This is a genomic window from Providencia sp. PROV109 (assembly GCF_033681625.1).
GTDB lineage: Bacteria > Pseudomonadota > Gammaproteobacteria > Enterobacterales > Enterobacteriaceae > Providencia > Providencia hangzhouensis.
This window is the reverse complement of sequence record NZ_CP096320.1, coordinates 1,144,641-1,160,380: the sequence shown is the minus strand read 5'-3', so window position 1 is coordinate 1,160,380 and position 15,740 is coordinate 1,144,641. Positions and strand designations below refer to the sequence as shown.

Annotated in this window: 14 protein-coding genes, 1 tRNA gene and 1 pseudogene; 4 read left to right on the top strand and 12 right to left on the bottom strand. The window is 42.1% G+C overall.

The features are described from left to right. Positions 1 to 26 precede the first annotated feature (26 nt). The 10 genes and pseudogenes from M1F25_RS05300 to M1F25_RS05255 all read right to left on the bottom strand — a co-directional run bounded on the left by M1F25_RS05300 (position 27) and on the right by M1F25_RS05255 (position 8,340). On the bottom strand, positions 27 to 521 hold the full coding sequence (locus M1F25_RS05300) for a nucleoside deaminase (RefSeq protein ID WP_112307763.1): 495 nt from the start codon (positions 519 to 521) through the stop codon (positions 27 to 29). Between the two features lie 277 nt (positions 522 to 798). Further along, entirely contained in the window at positions 799 to 1,008 is a 210-nt protein-coding gene (locus tag M1F25_RS05295; protein ID WP_094961046.1) for a hypothetical protein, read from the bottom strand. A gap of 211 nt (positions 1,009 to 1,219) precedes the next feature. Next, positions 1,220 to 1,489, bottom strand: coding sequence for a PAAR domain-containing protein (locus M1F25_RS05290; protein WP_181489406.1), 270 nt, complete (start codon positions 1,487 to 1,489; stop codon positions 1,220 to 1,222). A 99-nt stretch (positions 1,490 to 1,588) separates the two neighbouring features. Further along, complete coding sequence (locus M1F25_RS05285; protein ID WP_112307775.1) at positions 1,589 to 2,071, bottom strand: hypothetical protein; 483 nt, start codon at positions 2,069 to 2,071, stop codon at positions 1,589 to 1,591. Between the two features lie 5 nt (positions 2,072 to 2,076). Next, positions 2,077 to 2,547: a hypothetical protein gene (locus M1F25_RS05280; protein ID WP_112307761.1), complete on the bottom strand. Its 471-nt coding sequence runs from the start codon at positions 2,545 to 2,547 to the stop codon at positions 2,077 to 2,079. Beyond that, positions 2,531 to 4,339, bottom strand: coding sequence for a hypothetical protein (locus tag M1F25_RS05275; protein WP_181489404.1), 1,809 nt, complete (start codon positions 4,337 to 4,339; stop codon positions 2,531 to 2,533). The genes M1F25_RS05280 and M1F25_RS05275 overlap by 17 nt, the downstream gene beginning before the upstream one ends. After that, entirely contained in the window at positions 4,336 to 5,142 is an 807-nt protein-coding gene (locus M1F25_RS05270; RefSeq protein WP_181489402.1) for a DUF4123 domain-containing protein, read from the bottom strand. Before M1F25_RS05270 ends, M1F25_RS05275 begins: the two co-directional genes overlap by 4 nt. Further along, positions 5,139 to 7,268, bottom strand: a complete 2,130-nt coding sequence (locus M1F25_RS05265; protein ID WP_181489400.1) for a type VI secretion system Vgr family protein — start codon at positions 7,266 to 7,268, stop codon at positions 5,139 to 5,141. The genes M1F25_RS05270 and M1F25_RS05265 overlap by 4 nt, the downstream gene beginning before the upstream one ends. Positions 7,269 to 7,395: 127 nt before the next feature. Next, a pseudogene (locus M1F25_RS05260) lies at positions 7,396 to 7,479 on the bottom strand (type VI secretion system tube protein Hcp); the annotation flags it as partial. Positions 7,480 to 8,263: 784 nt separating this feature from the next. After that, positions 8,264 to 8,340 (bottom strand) — tRNA-Ile (locus M1F25_RS05255). A 359-nt stretch (positions 8,341 to 8,699) separates the two neighbouring features. On the opposite strand from M1F25_RS05255, the gene M1F25_RS05250 reads away from it, so the two are divergent. After that, complete coding sequence (locus M1F25_RS05250) at positions 8,700 to 9,773, top strand: dihydrodipicolinate reductase (protein WP_181489398.1); 1,074 nt, start codon at positions 8,700 to 8,702, stop codon at positions 9,771 to 9,773. A gap of 45 nt (positions 9,774 to 9,818) precedes the next feature. Here the strand turns inward: M1F25_RS05250 and M1F25_RS05245 are convergent, their stop codons facing one another. Further along, the gene (locus tag M1F25_RS05245; protein ID WP_181489682.1) at positions 9,819 to 10,415 is read right to left on the bottom strand and encodes a GNAT family N-acetyltransferase; all 597 of its coding nucleotides are present in this window, start codon (positions 10,413 to 10,415) and stop codon (positions 9,819 to 9,821) included. Between the two features lie 224 nt (positions 10,416 to 10,639). Here M1F25_RS05245 and M1F25_RS05240 point away from each other — a divergent pair, with 224 nt between their 5' ends. From M1F25_RS05240 to M1F25_RS05230, 3 genes are all read left to right on the top strand, one after another. Next, the gene (locus M1F25_RS05240) at positions 10,640 to 12,661 is read left to right on the top strand and encodes an NADPH-dependent 2,4-dienoyl-CoA reductase (RefSeq protein WP_181489396.1); all 2,022 of its coding nucleotides are present in this window, start codon (positions 10,640 to 10,642) and stop codon (positions 12,659 to 12,661) included. Between the two features lie 151 nt (positions 12,662 to 12,812). After that, entirely contained in the window at positions 12,813 to 13,730 is a 918-nt protein-coding gene (gene folE2, locus M1F25_RS05235) for a GTP cyclohydrolase FolE2 (RefSeq protein ID WP_112307575.1), read from the top strand. Next, positions 13,720 to 14,280 carry a carbonate dehydratase gene (locus M1F25_RS05230; RefSeq protein WP_004258097.1) on the top strand — a complete coding sequence of 187 codons (561 nt, stop codon included), beginning with the start codon at positions 13,720 to 13,722 and terminating at the stop codon, positions 14,278 to 14,280. Before folE2 ends, M1F25_RS05230 begins: the two co-directional genes overlap by 11 nt. A 75-nt stretch (positions 14,281 to 14,355) precedes the next feature. Here the strand turns inward: M1F25_RS05230 and sstT are convergent, their stop codons facing one another. Beyond that, positions 14,356 to 15,609 (bottom strand): serine/threonine transporter SstT, encoded by a 1,254-nt coding sequence (gene sstT / locus M1F25_RS05225; protein ID WP_181489394.1) that lies wholly within the window; start codon positions 15,607 to 15,609, stop codon positions 14,356 to 14,358. Positions 15,610 to 15,740 lie beyond the last annotated feature (131 nt).

Here is a 15,740-nt window from a genome sequence, read left to right as displayed (position 1 = left end):
ATTGATAGATAATGATGCAGTCAAGGCTATAAATTTGGCTTAAAATATTGCGTATAAATAGAAATAGCTTGCTCTTTTAAGACGCCTTTAACCACTTCAGGTTTAAAGGGGCTTTTGGCAAAAATCTCATCGCTACCTAACATAATATTAAAACCTGCAATCTCTGCGAGTTCATCATGAGAAAGGCTATAAACCATCCGACCTAATTGGCTCCATACCATTGCACCGGAACACATACAACATGGCTCACAGCTGGTATACAGCGTATAATCTGATAAATCCATGACTTTATGTTCAGAGCAATACTGGCGTATGAGACCTAACTCCGCATGATAGGTCGGGTCACTTTCAGTATGGATATGATTTTCACCAGTCATAACGACTTGGTTATTTTTAACCAATACCGCACCAAAGGGTTCATTACCATTTTTCGCCGCATCCGTAGCCAAAGCTAAAGCCTGAGTCATAAATTGAATATCTAGCGCATTCTGTTGCTCATTGTTGCTAAGCTTATTTTCCATATACATACCCTTTATGCATAAATTAATTTAAATTATTTAACACAACAATTGACTAGGCCGTTAGCGAATAAATGAGCCTAAGAATAATAAGCTAATTGAAATACTATACAACATCACAATACTACAACATGATGCAAGAGCAAACCTGATGAATACAGTTGAAAGACTCGAACTTCGAATTCCTTTAAAACAGCAAAAAATTAAATATATCAAAATAAGATCAATAATGACCGTTGTTATAAGCCCAATTGTCGGTATCAACACATTTAATCCTAAGTCATTTAAAAGGATTGTTTAGTTTTCTTGTTTTACCCATAAACCGCCAGATTTCTGGGGAGTACAACACTAAAGCGATAGAAAAGAACCCAATGACAAAATAGTCATTAAATCCGCTAATTAGCACAGCGACACCTGCAACAATCATTACTGCAGTACGCCACTTGAACGAGGAGAGGAAATCAATAATTACATCCAGTAAATCCTGCATATAATTCCTTTTAACAGCCTTGAGTAAATAGTAACCATATCTACTTTAGGTAGATACTCATAGGGATAAACTAATTATTGATGGTTTTTAATGGATTCAATTCTTGCCATTTAAGCGGATAGTTTTATCTCACTAACGAGTAACCAAAGTAAAGCAGCAACACGTGACAATAATATGCACGCTATATGAGCAAGTTAAAACACATTAACATTTATTCTACAGCAACAAGCACGCAGCCCCCTGAACACCCACAAGCGACTTTGTGACCTTCTAGCGCAACAGGGATACCATTAATTTTCATTAAGCTATCGCCTTCAACGATAGTGCCGTTTTTTTTACATGAAGGACAGTAAACAGAGTCGCCCACACAAGCGACGCCTTGGGTTTGCTTGGCGAGAGAAGAAGCTGTCAGTACCGTACCACCAGTATTCGTCGTATCATTTTTTAAAATGAGTTTTCTGCCGTTCACAAGACTACGCATTGCGTTGTTTCTCCTGATCAAGCTTTGCTAAAATCTGTTCAAGCTGATACTTAAAATCACCTGTTTTACGTAAAAAATTAGGGTGCTTTTCTGAAAAAGTTAGCAAATACTAAAAATGTCAAAAAAGTGACCTATAAACCAAATGACAAGTAAAACAGCAACAATGCTGGCTATACCTGCGGCAGCATACAATAGAAGAGAAATAGCGAGAACACTCCCATTTAGCGCTAACGCTATCCTGCCCGATTTTTTGTTTTCATGGCGAATAAATGAAATAGCAGTCAAAATAATGCCAAACACACTGAGCGTTATACTAATTTGTTTGGATAATTCAATTTTATCTAATAAAAGCTGTCGCTGTTCATTGGCAGGATCTACAGTAGGAGCTTGATACGCTTTTCCTTTAATTGCATCGATTGTCGCTTTTTTTATACTACTTACCTTTTCATGAACAATTTGCTCTAACTTAGGTTTGGATTGGACGTATTCACGCTCAAAGCTTTGATTAACAAGTATTACAAGAATGCTAAAAGCTCCAATGATGATAGCAATTAAACTGAATCGATTATGAACCATAGTCATCACAATTATAACTTATGTTTAGCCTTAAAATTAATGTATTTTTCAATACCCTTTTCTATTAACTTAATTGGTAGTTTATATACCATTAAATAACCATCATGATTGAATAATAATATTTCTTTTTTGCTTATAGAAAAGAAAATAGTATCGCCATCAATAAAACAAGAGTTATATTTTTTAAAATACCAATCCAAAAAAGAATCAATATCTTTAGAGTCTAATAAAAATGCCATCTTTTTTTCGTATAAGAAATCATTTAATACAATCACTTCACCTAGTTGATATCTTTTAAAATCAATTTCCTCTAATATATCAATATCATCTTTTTCTTCCCAGTTATTCAGTTTTTTAACTAAAAAGAAATTTTCATCTTCGGCATAATCTATGAAATTAATTATTTCAATATTATCACCTAAAATAGGTGACAATATTTCATTTGCCTCTATCAGATTAATGCATTTATGGTTTTCCATCATACTTCTCTCTACCTTTTATAAAAATTTTATCCGTCACACTGTATCGTTTACCATTATAGTCACGGATAGTTACATGTGGACCCTCATTAGTATTTTTATGCCCGTCTGGATTCCACTCAATTCTTCTTGTGCCATCTGGACTTTCATACCAGTGTTCTTTTATTGGTTTAAAATTATCTAAGCTGCCACCTGCCGCTTTTTCTGCTTCTTCTAAAAGTCCATCTTGATCCTCTACAAATTTTCTTTCTACGGTTTCACCAGCTGAATTTGTGACATTTTTAGATTCATTTAAACTTACGTAAACAGGCTTAACATCCTTCCTGTCTACCGTCAAAATATAATCTCGAAAATCCACCGGTTCAACATCGTGCCCCGTATGGCGCCAAATAATCCCATCATCCGCAATCGGCAGTGTTTCAGGCCGAGTATCAGACTCATGGATGGCAAAACCTTCCGGTTTCTCTACTCTTTGAGGCTGAGGCGAGGGGCCCGCATGAATGATGGGTTCATTTGGAATATCATCAATCCGCGCAGAGATATTAATTATCTCCCCCGATGCCGCCACGCCCATGTAAAGGGTTGTTCCATCTGCATCAAAACGGTAAATTTCGGCTTGGTTATTAGCACTCGGCAATCCATTTGGGGATTGATATATCGGTAAGCTCAACACTTCTCGCGCTTCAGCTTCGGAAGCCAATTCACCCTTAATCACTGGCACTTGGTCAAACCCACTGTCTCGCTCGGTATGGTATGCAATCAGTTGAGATGCACTTGCCATCGCTGCCGCTGTGGTTCCCGTTGAGGCAAATCCCACTCGCATACGCGTCGGTGCAGAGCCTCCCATCTCAGCAATTTCCAGCAAATCAGGCTGCGTTAAGCTGTCCCCTTCATAGTAATTCGCTACCATGGCAAACAGAATATTTGCACTTAAAACCAACGGTGACGGTTTTCGCAGTTCATACTCAAGATGTCGAGCAATACGGTGATTTGCACTTTCTTGTGAGTTATCCCATCCAAACGACGTCTCTTGCTGCCCCACGGCACCACCGACAACACCACCACTTGCCATAGCGCCACTGCCCATGGCTCCCCCAATTGGAAAAGCCTGTGCGGTGCCAACCGGATTTAATGCGCTAAAGAATGAAGATACCCAGCTTGATTGAGGAACTGTTTGTGTCGAGTTTGACACTGTGTTGCAAGTATAGTTACTGTAATCACACACCCCAAAGTTAGCCAAGGCCTCTACGTCAAGTCCCTCATCCGTATTGCCTAGCCCTCTTAGGGTCGATTTAGCAAATACCGGCTCGGCTATCCGCTTAATCGCAATCACACGGCGATGGTCATACGGGAACAATAGGGGATAGCCCTTATCCCGTTGTTGATAGTGGGTAGAACGGCTTATTTGCCCCGCTGTCATGCGGTGAACCGTGGTGGGTACATTCGGGTTAAACGCCCCTGCGCGGTTATTTTCACTCAGGAGATACCCTTGCTCACGGCAATAATCACTCAGTGACTTATCGTTGCCTTGAATCGCTGCCGGAGGCGACAGCGTTGTCAGGGCATCGGCTAAGGGTTGCGCTTCAAGGCTCAGTGTATACGGACGAGCCGTTAAGCCTTCCGCTTTAATCAGGCCTTGTGGGTCACTGCTGCCTTGCAACGTACGGCCTGTGCCTCGCTCGGCGAGCGTATACGGCACGTTGGCTAAGGGTTGTCCTTTATCATCGACCAATTGCAGTTCTAACCAAAATCGGTAGTTTTCACAGATAATGCACGATTCAACCTTCTGACTCATGACGGCTCCGTTGTCGTGGTTAACCAGCCTTGTTGCTGGGCATAGTCCGTAAATTGTGTGGCGGTACGAGTATGAATATCCCCCGCGAGTGAGGGATGCAGGTGTAACCAATCCACTAAACGTCGGTGAAGTTGGCCTTCCGGTGTGTCGAGGGATAGAGCAGCTTCTGCGTGATTTTCCCACAGTTCACACGCCAGGTTTTCCGCTAACAGCTCGATAAACTGTGCGGAGTTTTCCCACGCAGCCTGTAAGTGTTCCCCCATGATGAACGGACGGGCTTGCAGTTCTGGAATAGGCAAAGGGTCGTGCCGGGTAGGTGATTCAAAAAAAGCAGGGTCACTGGGTGTCTCCAACATCACCTCATGAACAGGGGTCATCAACACAGACCAATCTACCTCACGCATTTTGGGAATAAGCACATTCGCAATACGTGTGTCCATTAAACGCAGCACCACGAGCTCTTCATTCAGCTCCACCAATTGGCGGTTTTGCCAATGACGTAACTGGTATTGCCAATCCAGCGAGCTGCGATACGCCCAGCCCCATGTGTTATCACTTAAGCCTTTACGGTCAAGCAGTTGCCCCAATGGGGCATACGCACTCGGTTTTAACTTCACAAGCCACGGGCTCTGACCGATTAAATGGGCCAGTGCAGTGCCATTGTAAATAGGAAATGCCTGTTCAACCCAATCGTTGGCAAACAATAAGTCTGTCGGGTTGGGTGTGGCTAACGTATTGAGCAGTAAATAGATAGGGTCGGTATTCGATGCCGTTAACCATGTTGTCCAAGGGGTGAGTCTCATTGATTTCCCCCATTAGGCTTAATCACCCAACTGCCCGTCGCTTGGGCTTGCATCGCACAATAGGGTTTAATGGGGTAAGGCGGTGCCGCAAACGGGTCAACGCCATCCGGCAATTGAATGTCTACCGCTTGCCCTGAGCCTCCGGCACTGTCGCCAATCGCCACATTGCCTGACGTAAACACATTGCCCGGTGTCACTCGCACAAAACTGCCGCCCACTTTTAAGGTAATTTCCGTCGCCGCATCAATCACCACTTTCCCTTGGCTGGTGATGTGGGTCTCTTGACCACTTTCACTCACCAGTGCACCGTTAATTTGTTGGTGATAACTGCCAAGCACCTGTTCAGAGATATCACCTTCTATTTGAGCCTTGTGCGTCCCTTTAATGTGAAGGTGGTCATCCCCTTGAATGTCAGTAAAACGGTGTTGGTCAATACGCTGTTTGACATCCTGTTGAACATGGGTGTGGCTATCATGTTGAATATGCACATTCATGTCACGCTGGGCATGAATATATACTTCTTCTTGCCCTGCTTGGTCTTCGAAACGTAATTCGTTAAAACCTTCCCCTTTATGAGTGCACGTTTTAAAGGTGGTGCGTGTTTTTTGGGTCGGTAAATCTAACGGAGGGGCATTGCGACCGTTGTACATGCATCCCGTAATGACGGGGCGGTCAATGTCGCCATTCAGATAACTGATTAAAACCTGCTGCCCAATATGGGGAATACTCATAAACCCATAGCCATTTCCTCTCCAGCCATGCATTACAGGTACCCAGCAAGAAGCACTGTGGTCAGGAATACCACGCCTGTCCCAATGAAAATAGACGGTCACTTCCCCTTTGCTGTTCGTGTAAATTTCTTCCCCTTTTGGGCCTACGACTGTCGCAACTTCATCCCCATCGGCAAGCGGCTTATATCGGTAAGGCGGTCGCCACTCTTGAGTGCTAGGCACAAAGGAAAGCTGGTTGCTCAATTGAGTGCCTTCACCACCACTGTTATCCGCTAATGGCTGCACACCATGATGAGAGACACTCACCACCTGCCATGTCGTATTCATTCGAGGGCTAGGATGGTTAGACAAAGTAAAAATACGCCCCGGTGCTAACTCAATGCAGTTCGTCGTGGCTGACCCCACTTGACGCTGGTTTTGCGATTGCTCGTAACGAATTTGATTTAAGGGTTTACCTTCTGCATCTTCTTGAAAGCGACCGTAACTTTCAAACACCTCATGTTGCTGATGCACTTCACCAGTGACTTGGTGACTCAGCGGGTAAGAGGGACGGAGTTGGTTGTAATCTTTATCCACACGAATATCGCTGCACAACTGCTCAGCATAGCGCCATGTGGTGGCCGTACTGTCAGTAATGTCGGTCTCTGATTGCGGATTATAGGTGAGCGAAATACCCGCTTTCATGCCTAAATGACGGTCACTGTAAAACAGTTGCGGGCCTTCTTCGAACCAGTAATTAATCCCTTCTTCAGCAGCAAGGCGACACCAGAACTCATACATCGTTTCGCGCTTTTGGGTGATATAGGAGCGTTCAAGATGCTCTTCCGAATGGTAGAATTGCATATCGTGTTTCACACGCGCTTCATCCAGTAACACCTTAAGAACTTGGGGCACCGTCATATTTTGGAAAATGCGGCTGTCCTGTTTAAGCGTCATCACCCACATTTCAGGGCGTATCACAAAGTGATACCAAGTTTTAACCCCATCGGTGTTGCCTTGCTCTGCCCCGGCTAAAATGCCTTGTACCGTGCGAAGAATTTTTCCATCTCGCTTTACAGTCAACGAAGAGGCCACACCCAGCACCGTTTGAAAATCAATCTCGGGTAATGGGCTGACCGCCTGAATCGACAGTGAAAAGAGTTGGGAAAGCCCTTCTTGCAAATCAAACTGGGTCACTTGAAAGGTGTTTTCAGGTAGCCCACCAATTGTGCAAGTGAATACCAACCCCGTCCCCATTTCGCCATTCATAATACGCTCTAGCAGTTGCCCATGGGCTTCTTGCAAAGCTTGGTCTTGTGCATAGGTTCTGCCACCCGCATACCCACCACCGTGAATAAGTGGATTATTTTCGGGGTTGCCAAGTCGTTTGTTTTTATTGGGGTCTTTCCAAGACATGGGAGTTTCCTCTACAGGAGAAAAAGCTAAAAACGCAAACGAGCCTCGAAAGGCTCGCTAAATTTGAACTTACGCTTCGAGCGGCGCACGCCAGTCATCGGCACCGGATGTGCCTGCAACCGTGTGTTCCCACTGAATCGGCAGTAAATGCACCGGCAGTGATGTTGCCTTGGGTTTTTCCTTCAATGGAAATATAACATGGAGTTGGCATAGCGATATCCTTTATCCAGAATGACAAATTGGGTTAGGTCGACATAATTATCGATTAATTTCCGTCATCTCAGCCAGTGCGCACGGTAAGATTTGAGTTAAGGATAATAAAAGCTTATGAATGGACTGTAAACCGGAGGGCCTGTCTGTATCTCCCTAGGATAAGTGACTTAGCGTAAACGGGTTGAAATATCGCTATATAACTCCAGAAAAACACCAAAAATGAATCATAGCCAAATAATCATCGAACAAAAAATAGACCAAACTGCGATAAGCCCAGTAAGTTCTAATGTACATAGAAATAAACTATGTAACCAAATATTTCACACAGAAAAAATTAAATAACCCATTGATTAATAAAAACAAAAATACACTATTAGATTAATCTTTAAGCCCACAGGGATTAACCCCCTTGACGGTGCAGTGCAATATTCTTTAAATGCATATTTAAAATGTATTTTATTCCAACACTTAGTGATATATCGAATTAACATATAAAAAAACATTTTTTTATGTCCGTTTTCCATTTTTTCAGAATTTTGTCGCCATTTACGTTATACACTATTTATTCTTTCCCATTACGGATAAAGTAGGATGGATAAAGGAAGAACACGTTGAACAGCAAAAACAATTTCACTGTTTTCCTAACGATAAGTGTTGAAATTGATTTTTAAAATGTTAAAACCGAAGGCTCACAGCCAGTTAGATTGTGAGTTAAACACTCACGATAATGAGGTGAAAACAAAAAGGAGTTAGATGATTAACATCTAACTCCTTGATAAATTTGGTGGCCCCTACTGGACTTGAACCAGTGACCAATCGATTATGAGTCGACTGCTCTAACCAACTGAGCTAAGGGGCCAAAGTGGAGAGGATTATACGTGTAGTTTTCGCTTAGGTCTAGTGTTTCGAAACCGTATGCTGAAATTGTGTTCAACTCAATCGCTCTTCTTATAATTCAATGCGATAGCATAAGTAATTACTATCATTCGAACATCGTTTTCTGCAATTTTAATGAGCCCCACTATTTTTTATTTAAATCTCTTTCTCACACCTTATCTATATTTAACTCTTACCAATATCAAATTAATAATAAAAACAACATCATAATGACAACTAAATTTATTAAAAGTTCTTTATTCAAATAATTGATATAAAACAATATTTTTTACATTCAGATCTCACAATATGGTCTATAGATAATTCGCATATAGGACAAAAATGATGAAAAAAGTACGTGCAGTTCAATATGGTTGCGGAAAAATGGGCAAATTTTTGATCCGTTACTTGCAAGAACATGGTGCTGAAGTTGTGGCGGCTTTTGATATCAATGAAACCGTTATTGGTAAAGATATAGGTGAAATTGCAGGAACAACACCAACAGGGGTAAAAGTACAGCCGCTACATGAAGCGGATAAAACCCTCGAAACCTTAAAACCTGATGTTGGCATCATCGCAACATTGAGTACCATGGCTGATTTAGAAGATGCATTCTCCTTATTTGCACGTCATGGTGTAAACGCCATTTCAACCGGAGAAGAAGCCCTTTATCCATGGAATTCATCACCTGAAATTACACAAAAGCTTGATGCATTAGCCAAAGAAAATAATTGTACCCTTGCAGGAAGTGGCTACCCAGATATGTTTTGGGGTGTGATCATTGACACTTTAGCAGGCTCCATGCACAAGTTGGTGAAAATTAAAGGTTCTAGCTGCTATAACGTTGAAGATTACGGTATCGCTCTCGCCGTCGGCCACGGTGCGGGTTTAACTGTTGACGAGTTCGACAAACAAATTGGTAACTATAACGACTTACCTTACGATGTTATTTCGCAGAAAATCGAAAGCGGTGAATATGCACCACCGTATATGTGGACGCAAAATGGTTGGTTATGCAGCCGACTTGGGTTAACGATCACCAGCCAAACTCAGCGCTGTGTACCGCAAATTGCCCAACAAGATATTTACTCCGACACCCTCAAAATGACCGTGAAAAAAGGGGATGTATTAGGCTTATCAGCAGTGGTAATCACCGAAACCGCAGAAGGTATTACCCTCGAAACAGAGTGTATTGGGAAAATCTTAACAGCGGATGAGTGCGATAAAAATAGCTGGCAGTTAATTGGAGAACCCGACACCTCAATTGAGGTGAATAACCCAGCAACCGTAGAATTAACCTGTGCAAATTTAGTGAACCGTATTCCTGCACTGATTAATAGCCCTGCTGGCTATACCACCACAGAAAAAATGCCAAATAATGTGTTTATGACCAAACCCATGCATGAGTATTTATAGCTAATATCGCCCACCTTTCGGTGGGCGACTTACCTACAGCTAACCTTAGCGCGGTTTCACCATCTGCCATTCTAAGTGGTGTTTTACTGACGGCCACTCTGACTCAATAATGCTATATATACAGCTATCACGCAGTTCACCCGTTTTAGTTTTCATATGGTTGCGTAAAATACCATCAAGCTTAGCCCCTAGCCGTTCAATGGCTCGACGACTTTGGCTATTTAAAAAATGTGTACGAAACTCCACTGCAACGCAATTCAATTCCTCAAAAGCATGCTTTAAGAGCAAATATTTAGCTTCTGTATTTAATGCGGTGCGTTGTACTTCTATTCCATACCAAGTGGCTCCGATTTCAACCCGCCTTACTGTATGGTCCACACGATTGTAAGAAGTAATACCAACTGGTTTACCGCTTCGTTTATCAATCACCACAAAAGGTAAGCATTCCTTTTTCTGAAAATTTTCCAGGCGCTTTTCCACATCTTGAGAGAAATGCTCAGGCTCAGGAACTAAGGCATACCACAAATTATTCAACCCATCTCGTCGAATGATATCTGCCAGTTCGATATCATATTGGTGGGATAGAGGTTCAAGGCGAACGTATTCACCTTCTAAAGTAATAGCTTGGCAAATCTCTTTCATCATTGTTTCCCCTATATCGTTCTTTATGCTGTGTGTCTCTTTTTTTAATCTCTGTTTATGACATAAAAATAAAAAAACACCTATTTTTTTATGACACTCAGCTATTTAACCGAAAACATATGATAAAAATCACAAAATTTTAACATCTTTACCAAATTGCAGCTTCATTACGCTACAGTTAACTCATCTGACCTGTTAATGAAATCCCGAATGGGAGTATAATAATGAGCAATTTTCCACACCTTTTTACCCCGCTTGATTTAGGCCATACTGTCCTAAAAAACCGTATTTTGATGGGTTCAATGCATACTGGGCTTGAAGAGCACCCACAAGGCAGCGAGCGGCTAGCACATTTTTACCGCCTACGCGCTGAAAATGGAGTCAGTCTGATCATTACCGGTGGTATCGCCCCCAATCCAGAAGGGGCGCTTACCGCTCATGGCGCGGTATTAAACGATAAAAACCAGCTTTCATTTCATCAACAAATCACGGATGCCGTCCACCAAGCTGATGGTAAAATCGCCTTACAAATCTTACATGCAGGGCGTTATGGCCTGCATCCTAAATTAGTTGCACCAAGCCCTATTCAAGCAGAGATTATTCCATTCGCCCCCCGAGAACTCTCAACTGATGAAGTTGAAAAAACGATTGATGACTTCGTGACAACAGCCAAGCTAGCTCAACAAGCTGGCTATGATGGTGTCGAAATTATGGGATCTGAAGGTTATTTAATTAACCAATTTATCACCAAACGTACCAACCATAGAACCGATGAATGGGGTGGAAGTTACACAAACCGAATTCGTTTTCCCATTAAAATCGTACGGCGAATACGGGAAGCCGTTGGCGCTAACTTTATTATTATTTACCGGCTTTCCATGCTGGATTTAGTTGAAGATGGCTCAACGTGGGAAGAGGTTGAATTACTTGCCAAACAAATTGAAAACGCGGGTGCGAGTATGATCAACACCGGTATTGGTTGGCACGAAGCTCGAGTACCGACGATAGCAACGCAAGTTCCTCGCAGTGCATTTAGTTGGGTTACGCAAAAATTAATGGGGAAAGTGAATATTCCACTGATAACCACTAACCGCATCAATGACCCTTTTGTTGCAGAACATATTATTGCCAATCACCAAGCGGATATGGTTTCAATGGCTCGGCCGTTTCTGGCTGATGAAGCATTTGTTCGTAAAGCCGCAGAAAATCGAGCAGATGAAATTAACACTTGCATTGGTTGCAACCAAGCCTGTCTCGACCTGATTTTTAGTGGAAAACTGGCCAGTTGTTTAGTTAACCCACAAGCTGTTAGGGAAATGGATTATCCCAACGAAAAAGCCGCACTGAGTAAATCCGTTGCGATTGTTGGTGCTGGGCCCGCTGGGTTATCTTGTGCAATTTACGCGGCAAAGCGTGGGCATCGTGTCACTTTGTTTGAAAAATCTAACCATATAGGTGGCCAATTTAACCTCGCTAAACTGATACCTGGCAAAGAAGAATTCCATGAAACCATCCGTTACTTTTGCCGCCAATTACAATTATTGAATGTTGATGTACGCCTTGAACAACAAGCCGATGTTGACTGTTTATCGGGGTTTGATGAAGTCATTATTGCAACGGGTGTCATCCCACGAAAAATCCAGCTCGAAGGGGTTGAGCACCATAAAGTCATTTCCTATATCGATGTCATCACCAAACAACGCTCTGTTGGAAAAAGTGTCGCTATTATTGGCGCTGGAGGGATTGGCTTTGATGTTGCTGAATTGCTAACCCAAGAAGGGAAAAGCAGCAGTTTAGATAATTCACTCTTTAATAAAGAGTGGAATATTGATACCACAATTCATTCTAAAGGTGGTGTATTACCCCCACAAAAAGTCCCTATGGCATCAGCTCGTCAATTGTATTTATTACAGCGGAAAAACAGTAAAGTGGGAGCAGGCCTCGGTAAAACAACCGGTTGGGTACATCGTTTATCACTAATGAAACGCGGTGTTCAAATGCTAAATGGCGTGGAATACATGCGAGTTGATGACGAAGGGCTCCATATTCGCTATCAAGATAAAACACAGTGCCTGCCTGTTGATAATGTCATTTTGTGTGCAGGGCAAGAGCCTTACCGCCCATTAAAAACACAACTAGCAGAACACGGGATCAACGCCCATGTGATTGGCGGTGCGGATGTTGCTGCAGAACTGGATGCCCGCCGAGCAATTGAGCAAGGGATGAAAACCGCATATCAGATTTAGCCTCTTCATGTCCCCCTAAGGTGAGCCTTTTATCTGAGGGGGAACTGCACTCCTTAACCTAACTGATATTTATACCTCTTTTTCTTCACTCTAAACAATTGTTATGTTATAACATAACCACTATTTGTAAATTAAGAATGGCTGAGGGGTTATGACAGTATCAACTGAATTACGTTGTTCATCTTTACCGGATGCGCAAAAGGAAAATGATATTTATAGCAATATCAAGCTAGACTGGGTCGGTATGACAGGGATTGCTTTACCTATTGAGATAGCGGGTCGTCCAATCAACGCACTTGTTGATGTCGGTACTGATTTACAAGGACAGAAAGGAATACACATGTCCCGGCTGTATCAGACCTTAGATGGACTCACACAGCATGAACTAACCCCCAATTTGATTCAACAGGCTCTAGAGCAGATTTTAATATCCCATAGCCATGTATCATCGAAGTCATCTCTTCGACTTTATGGCGATATTTTATTATCTCGCCCTTCTTTAGTTTCTCACCAGCATGGATGGAAAGCATATCCATTTGAAATAAATGCAAATTTCAACAAATCATTTATTATCTGTTTAAAAGTTGGGGTTCCTTATTCATCGACATGTCCTAGTGCCACGGCACTCAGTACCCAAGTAATTCAACAACAATTTGCTATTGAATTTGAGGACGAGACACAACCATTATATCCCCCTCAAGTTTTCAACTGGCTAGCTAAAAATGGGTTACCCGCTACACCACATAGCCAACGCAGCTGGGCATGGGTAACCATAGCGTTGAAAGCTAGTCATAAAATATTTCCCATCATTGAATTAATTAATCAAATTGAAAACGTGCTTTCAACACCTGTACAAACTGTTGTTAAACGTAATGATGAACAAGCTTTCGCTATCGCAAATGCCCAAAACCTGATGTTTTGTGAAGATGCAGCGAGAAAACTAGTCATGGCTTTTCGTCATCAATGTCACTATGACGAAGTGAACATTAATATAGAGCATCAAGAAAGTTTACATGCACATAATGCAGTTGTTCACACGCACTGGAAACGGAGTACTCATGCTGCGTAAAAATCCATCAGGACACTCCCCTGTTATTTCAGAAAAAGCCTATATCGACCCTACCGCAATTATTTGTGGCAAAGTCATTGTTGAAGATTACGTGTATATCGGCCCATATGCAGTCATCCGAGCTGATGAACTCAATGAAGAGGGGGATATGTCACCGATAGTAATAGGCCCACATTCAAATATTCAAGATGGTGTTGTTATCCATTCTAAAAGTGGGGCTGGAGTACAAATTGGCTCACATACTTCAATAGCACATCGTGCCATTGTCCATGGCCCTTGTAATATTGCTACACGAGTATTTATTGGTTTTAATAGCGTTCTATTTAATTGCAAAATTGGGGAAAACTGTGTTGTTCGCTATAACGCTGTTGTTGATGGTTTAACGCTACCCCCTGCTTTATATATTCCATCCTGCGTACATGTAAATGCCCACAGTGATTTATCTCAGTTTAAACAAGTTGACCGCGCCTCTTTGCAATTTTCAGAAGAAGTTGCCGCAACTAATGTGCAGTTAGTCGAAGGTTATCGCCGCTTACGTAATGAGTTTTAACTCAATAACCCACTAAAATAAGGGCAGAGTTCACTTTCGCTGTCTCTGCCCTTTCAAAATATATTTAATTAACAATTAATCACGATGAGATAGCCGCGCTTCAGCGTTAGCCAGTTTCTCATCTTCCGCTAAGCACACCGCTGCCGTAAATAACACGTCAGTTGAAGAGTTAAGCGCCGTTTCTGCTGAATCCTGTAATACGCCAATCATCACACCAACCGCGACCACTTGCATCGCAATTTCATTTGAAATACCGAACATGTTACAAGCTAATGGGATCAGTAATAGTGAACCGCCGGCAACGCCTGATGCGCCACATGCACACACCGCAGCAACCACACTTAATAACAGTGCCGTTGGGATATCAACTGGAATACCTAGAGTATGTACGGCGGCTAACGTCAGTACTGTAATCGTTACCGCTGCACCAGCCATATTAATGGTTGCACCTAATGGGATAGAAACAGAGTAAGTATCTTCATGTAGATTCATGCGACGACACATCCCCATATTCACAGGGATATTTGCTGCTGAACTACGTGTAAAGAATGCTGTTACCCCGCTTTCACGTAAGCAAGCGAGAACTAATGGGTATGGGTTACGTTTCATTTTCCAGTAAACAATCAATGGGTTAACAATGAAAGCAACAATCAGCATACAGCCAATCAATACTGCGAGAACGTGAATATAGCCTTTTAAGGTTGCAAAGCCTGTCGTTGCGATAGTGGAAGCAACCAAGCCAAAAATCCCTAAAGGCGCTAAACGGATCACAACCCGTACCAGTTGTGTTACTGCATTAGAAAAGTCATGAACTAAAGTTTTTGTGGTTTCATTTGCATGGCGCAGTGCAATACCCAGCCCGACCGCCCACGCTAAAATACCAATATAATTGCCCTTAATCAGTGCGTCGATAGGGTTCGCAAATATATTGATTAGCAAGCCTTTTAACACTTCAGCAATATTACCCGGTGGATTTAGCTGTGTATCACCTACCGCTAAGACTAAATTTGATGGGAACAGGAAAGAACCAATAACGGCGACAACCGCGGCAAAAAATGTTCCTAAAATATACAACACCAGTATAGGTTTGATATTGGTTTTTTGCCCTTGGCGGTGGTTAGCAATGGATGACATTACTAACACCCAAACCAGTACAGGAGCAACAGCTTTTAACGCACTAACGAATAAATCCCCTAACAACCCGACATTTTTTGCAGCAGATGGCCATAACCATGCAAGCAAAATACCCGCTATCAAGCCAACCAGTATCTGTTTGACTAGACTACCTTGGCTAATAACTCGCCATAACCCTGTTTTATTTGTATCCATAATAGACCTATATTATTTATCTTTATTAGGAATTAAATGTGTTTGCACAGCAAGTATAAGGAATAATAGTCGCCTGAAAAGGCAATTATTCAAAATATACACAATGATTGACTTTGTTTAACAAACATTTT

Excerpts from the sequence above, each read along its gene's own strand:
- M1F25_RS05300 (WP_112307763.1), bottom strand. The coding sequence starts at position 521 with ATGGAAAATAAGCTTAGCAACAATGAGCAACAGAATGCGCTAGATATT.
- M1F25_RS05295 (WP_094961046.1), bottom strand. The coding sequence starts at position 1,008 with ATGCAGGATTTACTGGATGTAATTATTGATTTCCTCTCCTCGTTCAAG.
- M1F25_RS05290 (WP_181489406.1), bottom strand. The coding sequence starts at position 1,489 with ATGCGTAGTCTTGTGAACGGCAGAAAACTCATTTTAAAAAATGATACG.
- M1F25_RS05285 (WP_112307775.1), bottom strand. The coding sequence starts at position 2,071 with ATGACTATGGTTCATAATCGATTCAGTTTAATTGCTATCATCATTGGA.
- M1F25_RS05280 (WP_112307761.1), bottom strand. The coding sequence starts at position 2,547 with ATGATGGAAAACCATAAATGCATTAATCTGATAGAGGCAAATGAAATA.
- M1F25_RS05275 (WP_181489404.1), bottom strand. The coding sequence starts at position 4,339 with ATGAGTCAGAAGGTTGAATCGTGCATTATCTGTGAAAACTACCGATTT.
- M1F25_RS05270 (WP_181489402.1), bottom strand. The coding sequence starts at position 5,142 with ATGAGACTCACCCCTTGGACAACATGGTTAACGGCATCGAATACCGAC.
- M1F25_RS05265 (WP_181489400.1), bottom strand. The coding sequence starts at position 7,268 with ATGTCTTGGAAAGACCCCAATAAAAACAAACGACTTGGCAACCCCGAA.
- M1F25_RS05250 (WP_181489398.1), top strand. The coding sequence starts at position 8,700 with ATGATGAAAAAAGTACGTGCAGTTCAATATGGTTGCGGAAAAATGGGC.
- M1F25_RS05245 (WP_181489682.1), bottom strand. The coding sequence starts at position 10,415 with ATGAAAGAGATTTGCCAAGCTATTACTTTAGAAGGTGAATACGTTCGC.
- M1F25_RS05240 (WP_181489396.1), top strand. The coding sequence starts at position 10,640 with ATGAGCAATTTTCCACACCTTTTTACCCCGCTTGATTTAGGCCATACT.
- folE2 (WP_112307575.1), top strand. The coding sequence starts at position 12,813 with ATGACAGTATCAACTGAATTACGTTGTTCATCTTTACCGGATGCGCAA.
- M1F25_RS05230 (WP_004258097.1), top strand. The coding sequence starts at position 13,720 with ATGCTGCGTAAAAATCCATCAGGACACTCCCCTGTTATTTCAGAAAAA.
- sstT (WP_181489394.1), bottom strand. The coding sequence starts at position 15,609 with ATGGATACAAATAAAACAGGGTTATGGCGAGTTATTAGCCAAGGTAGT.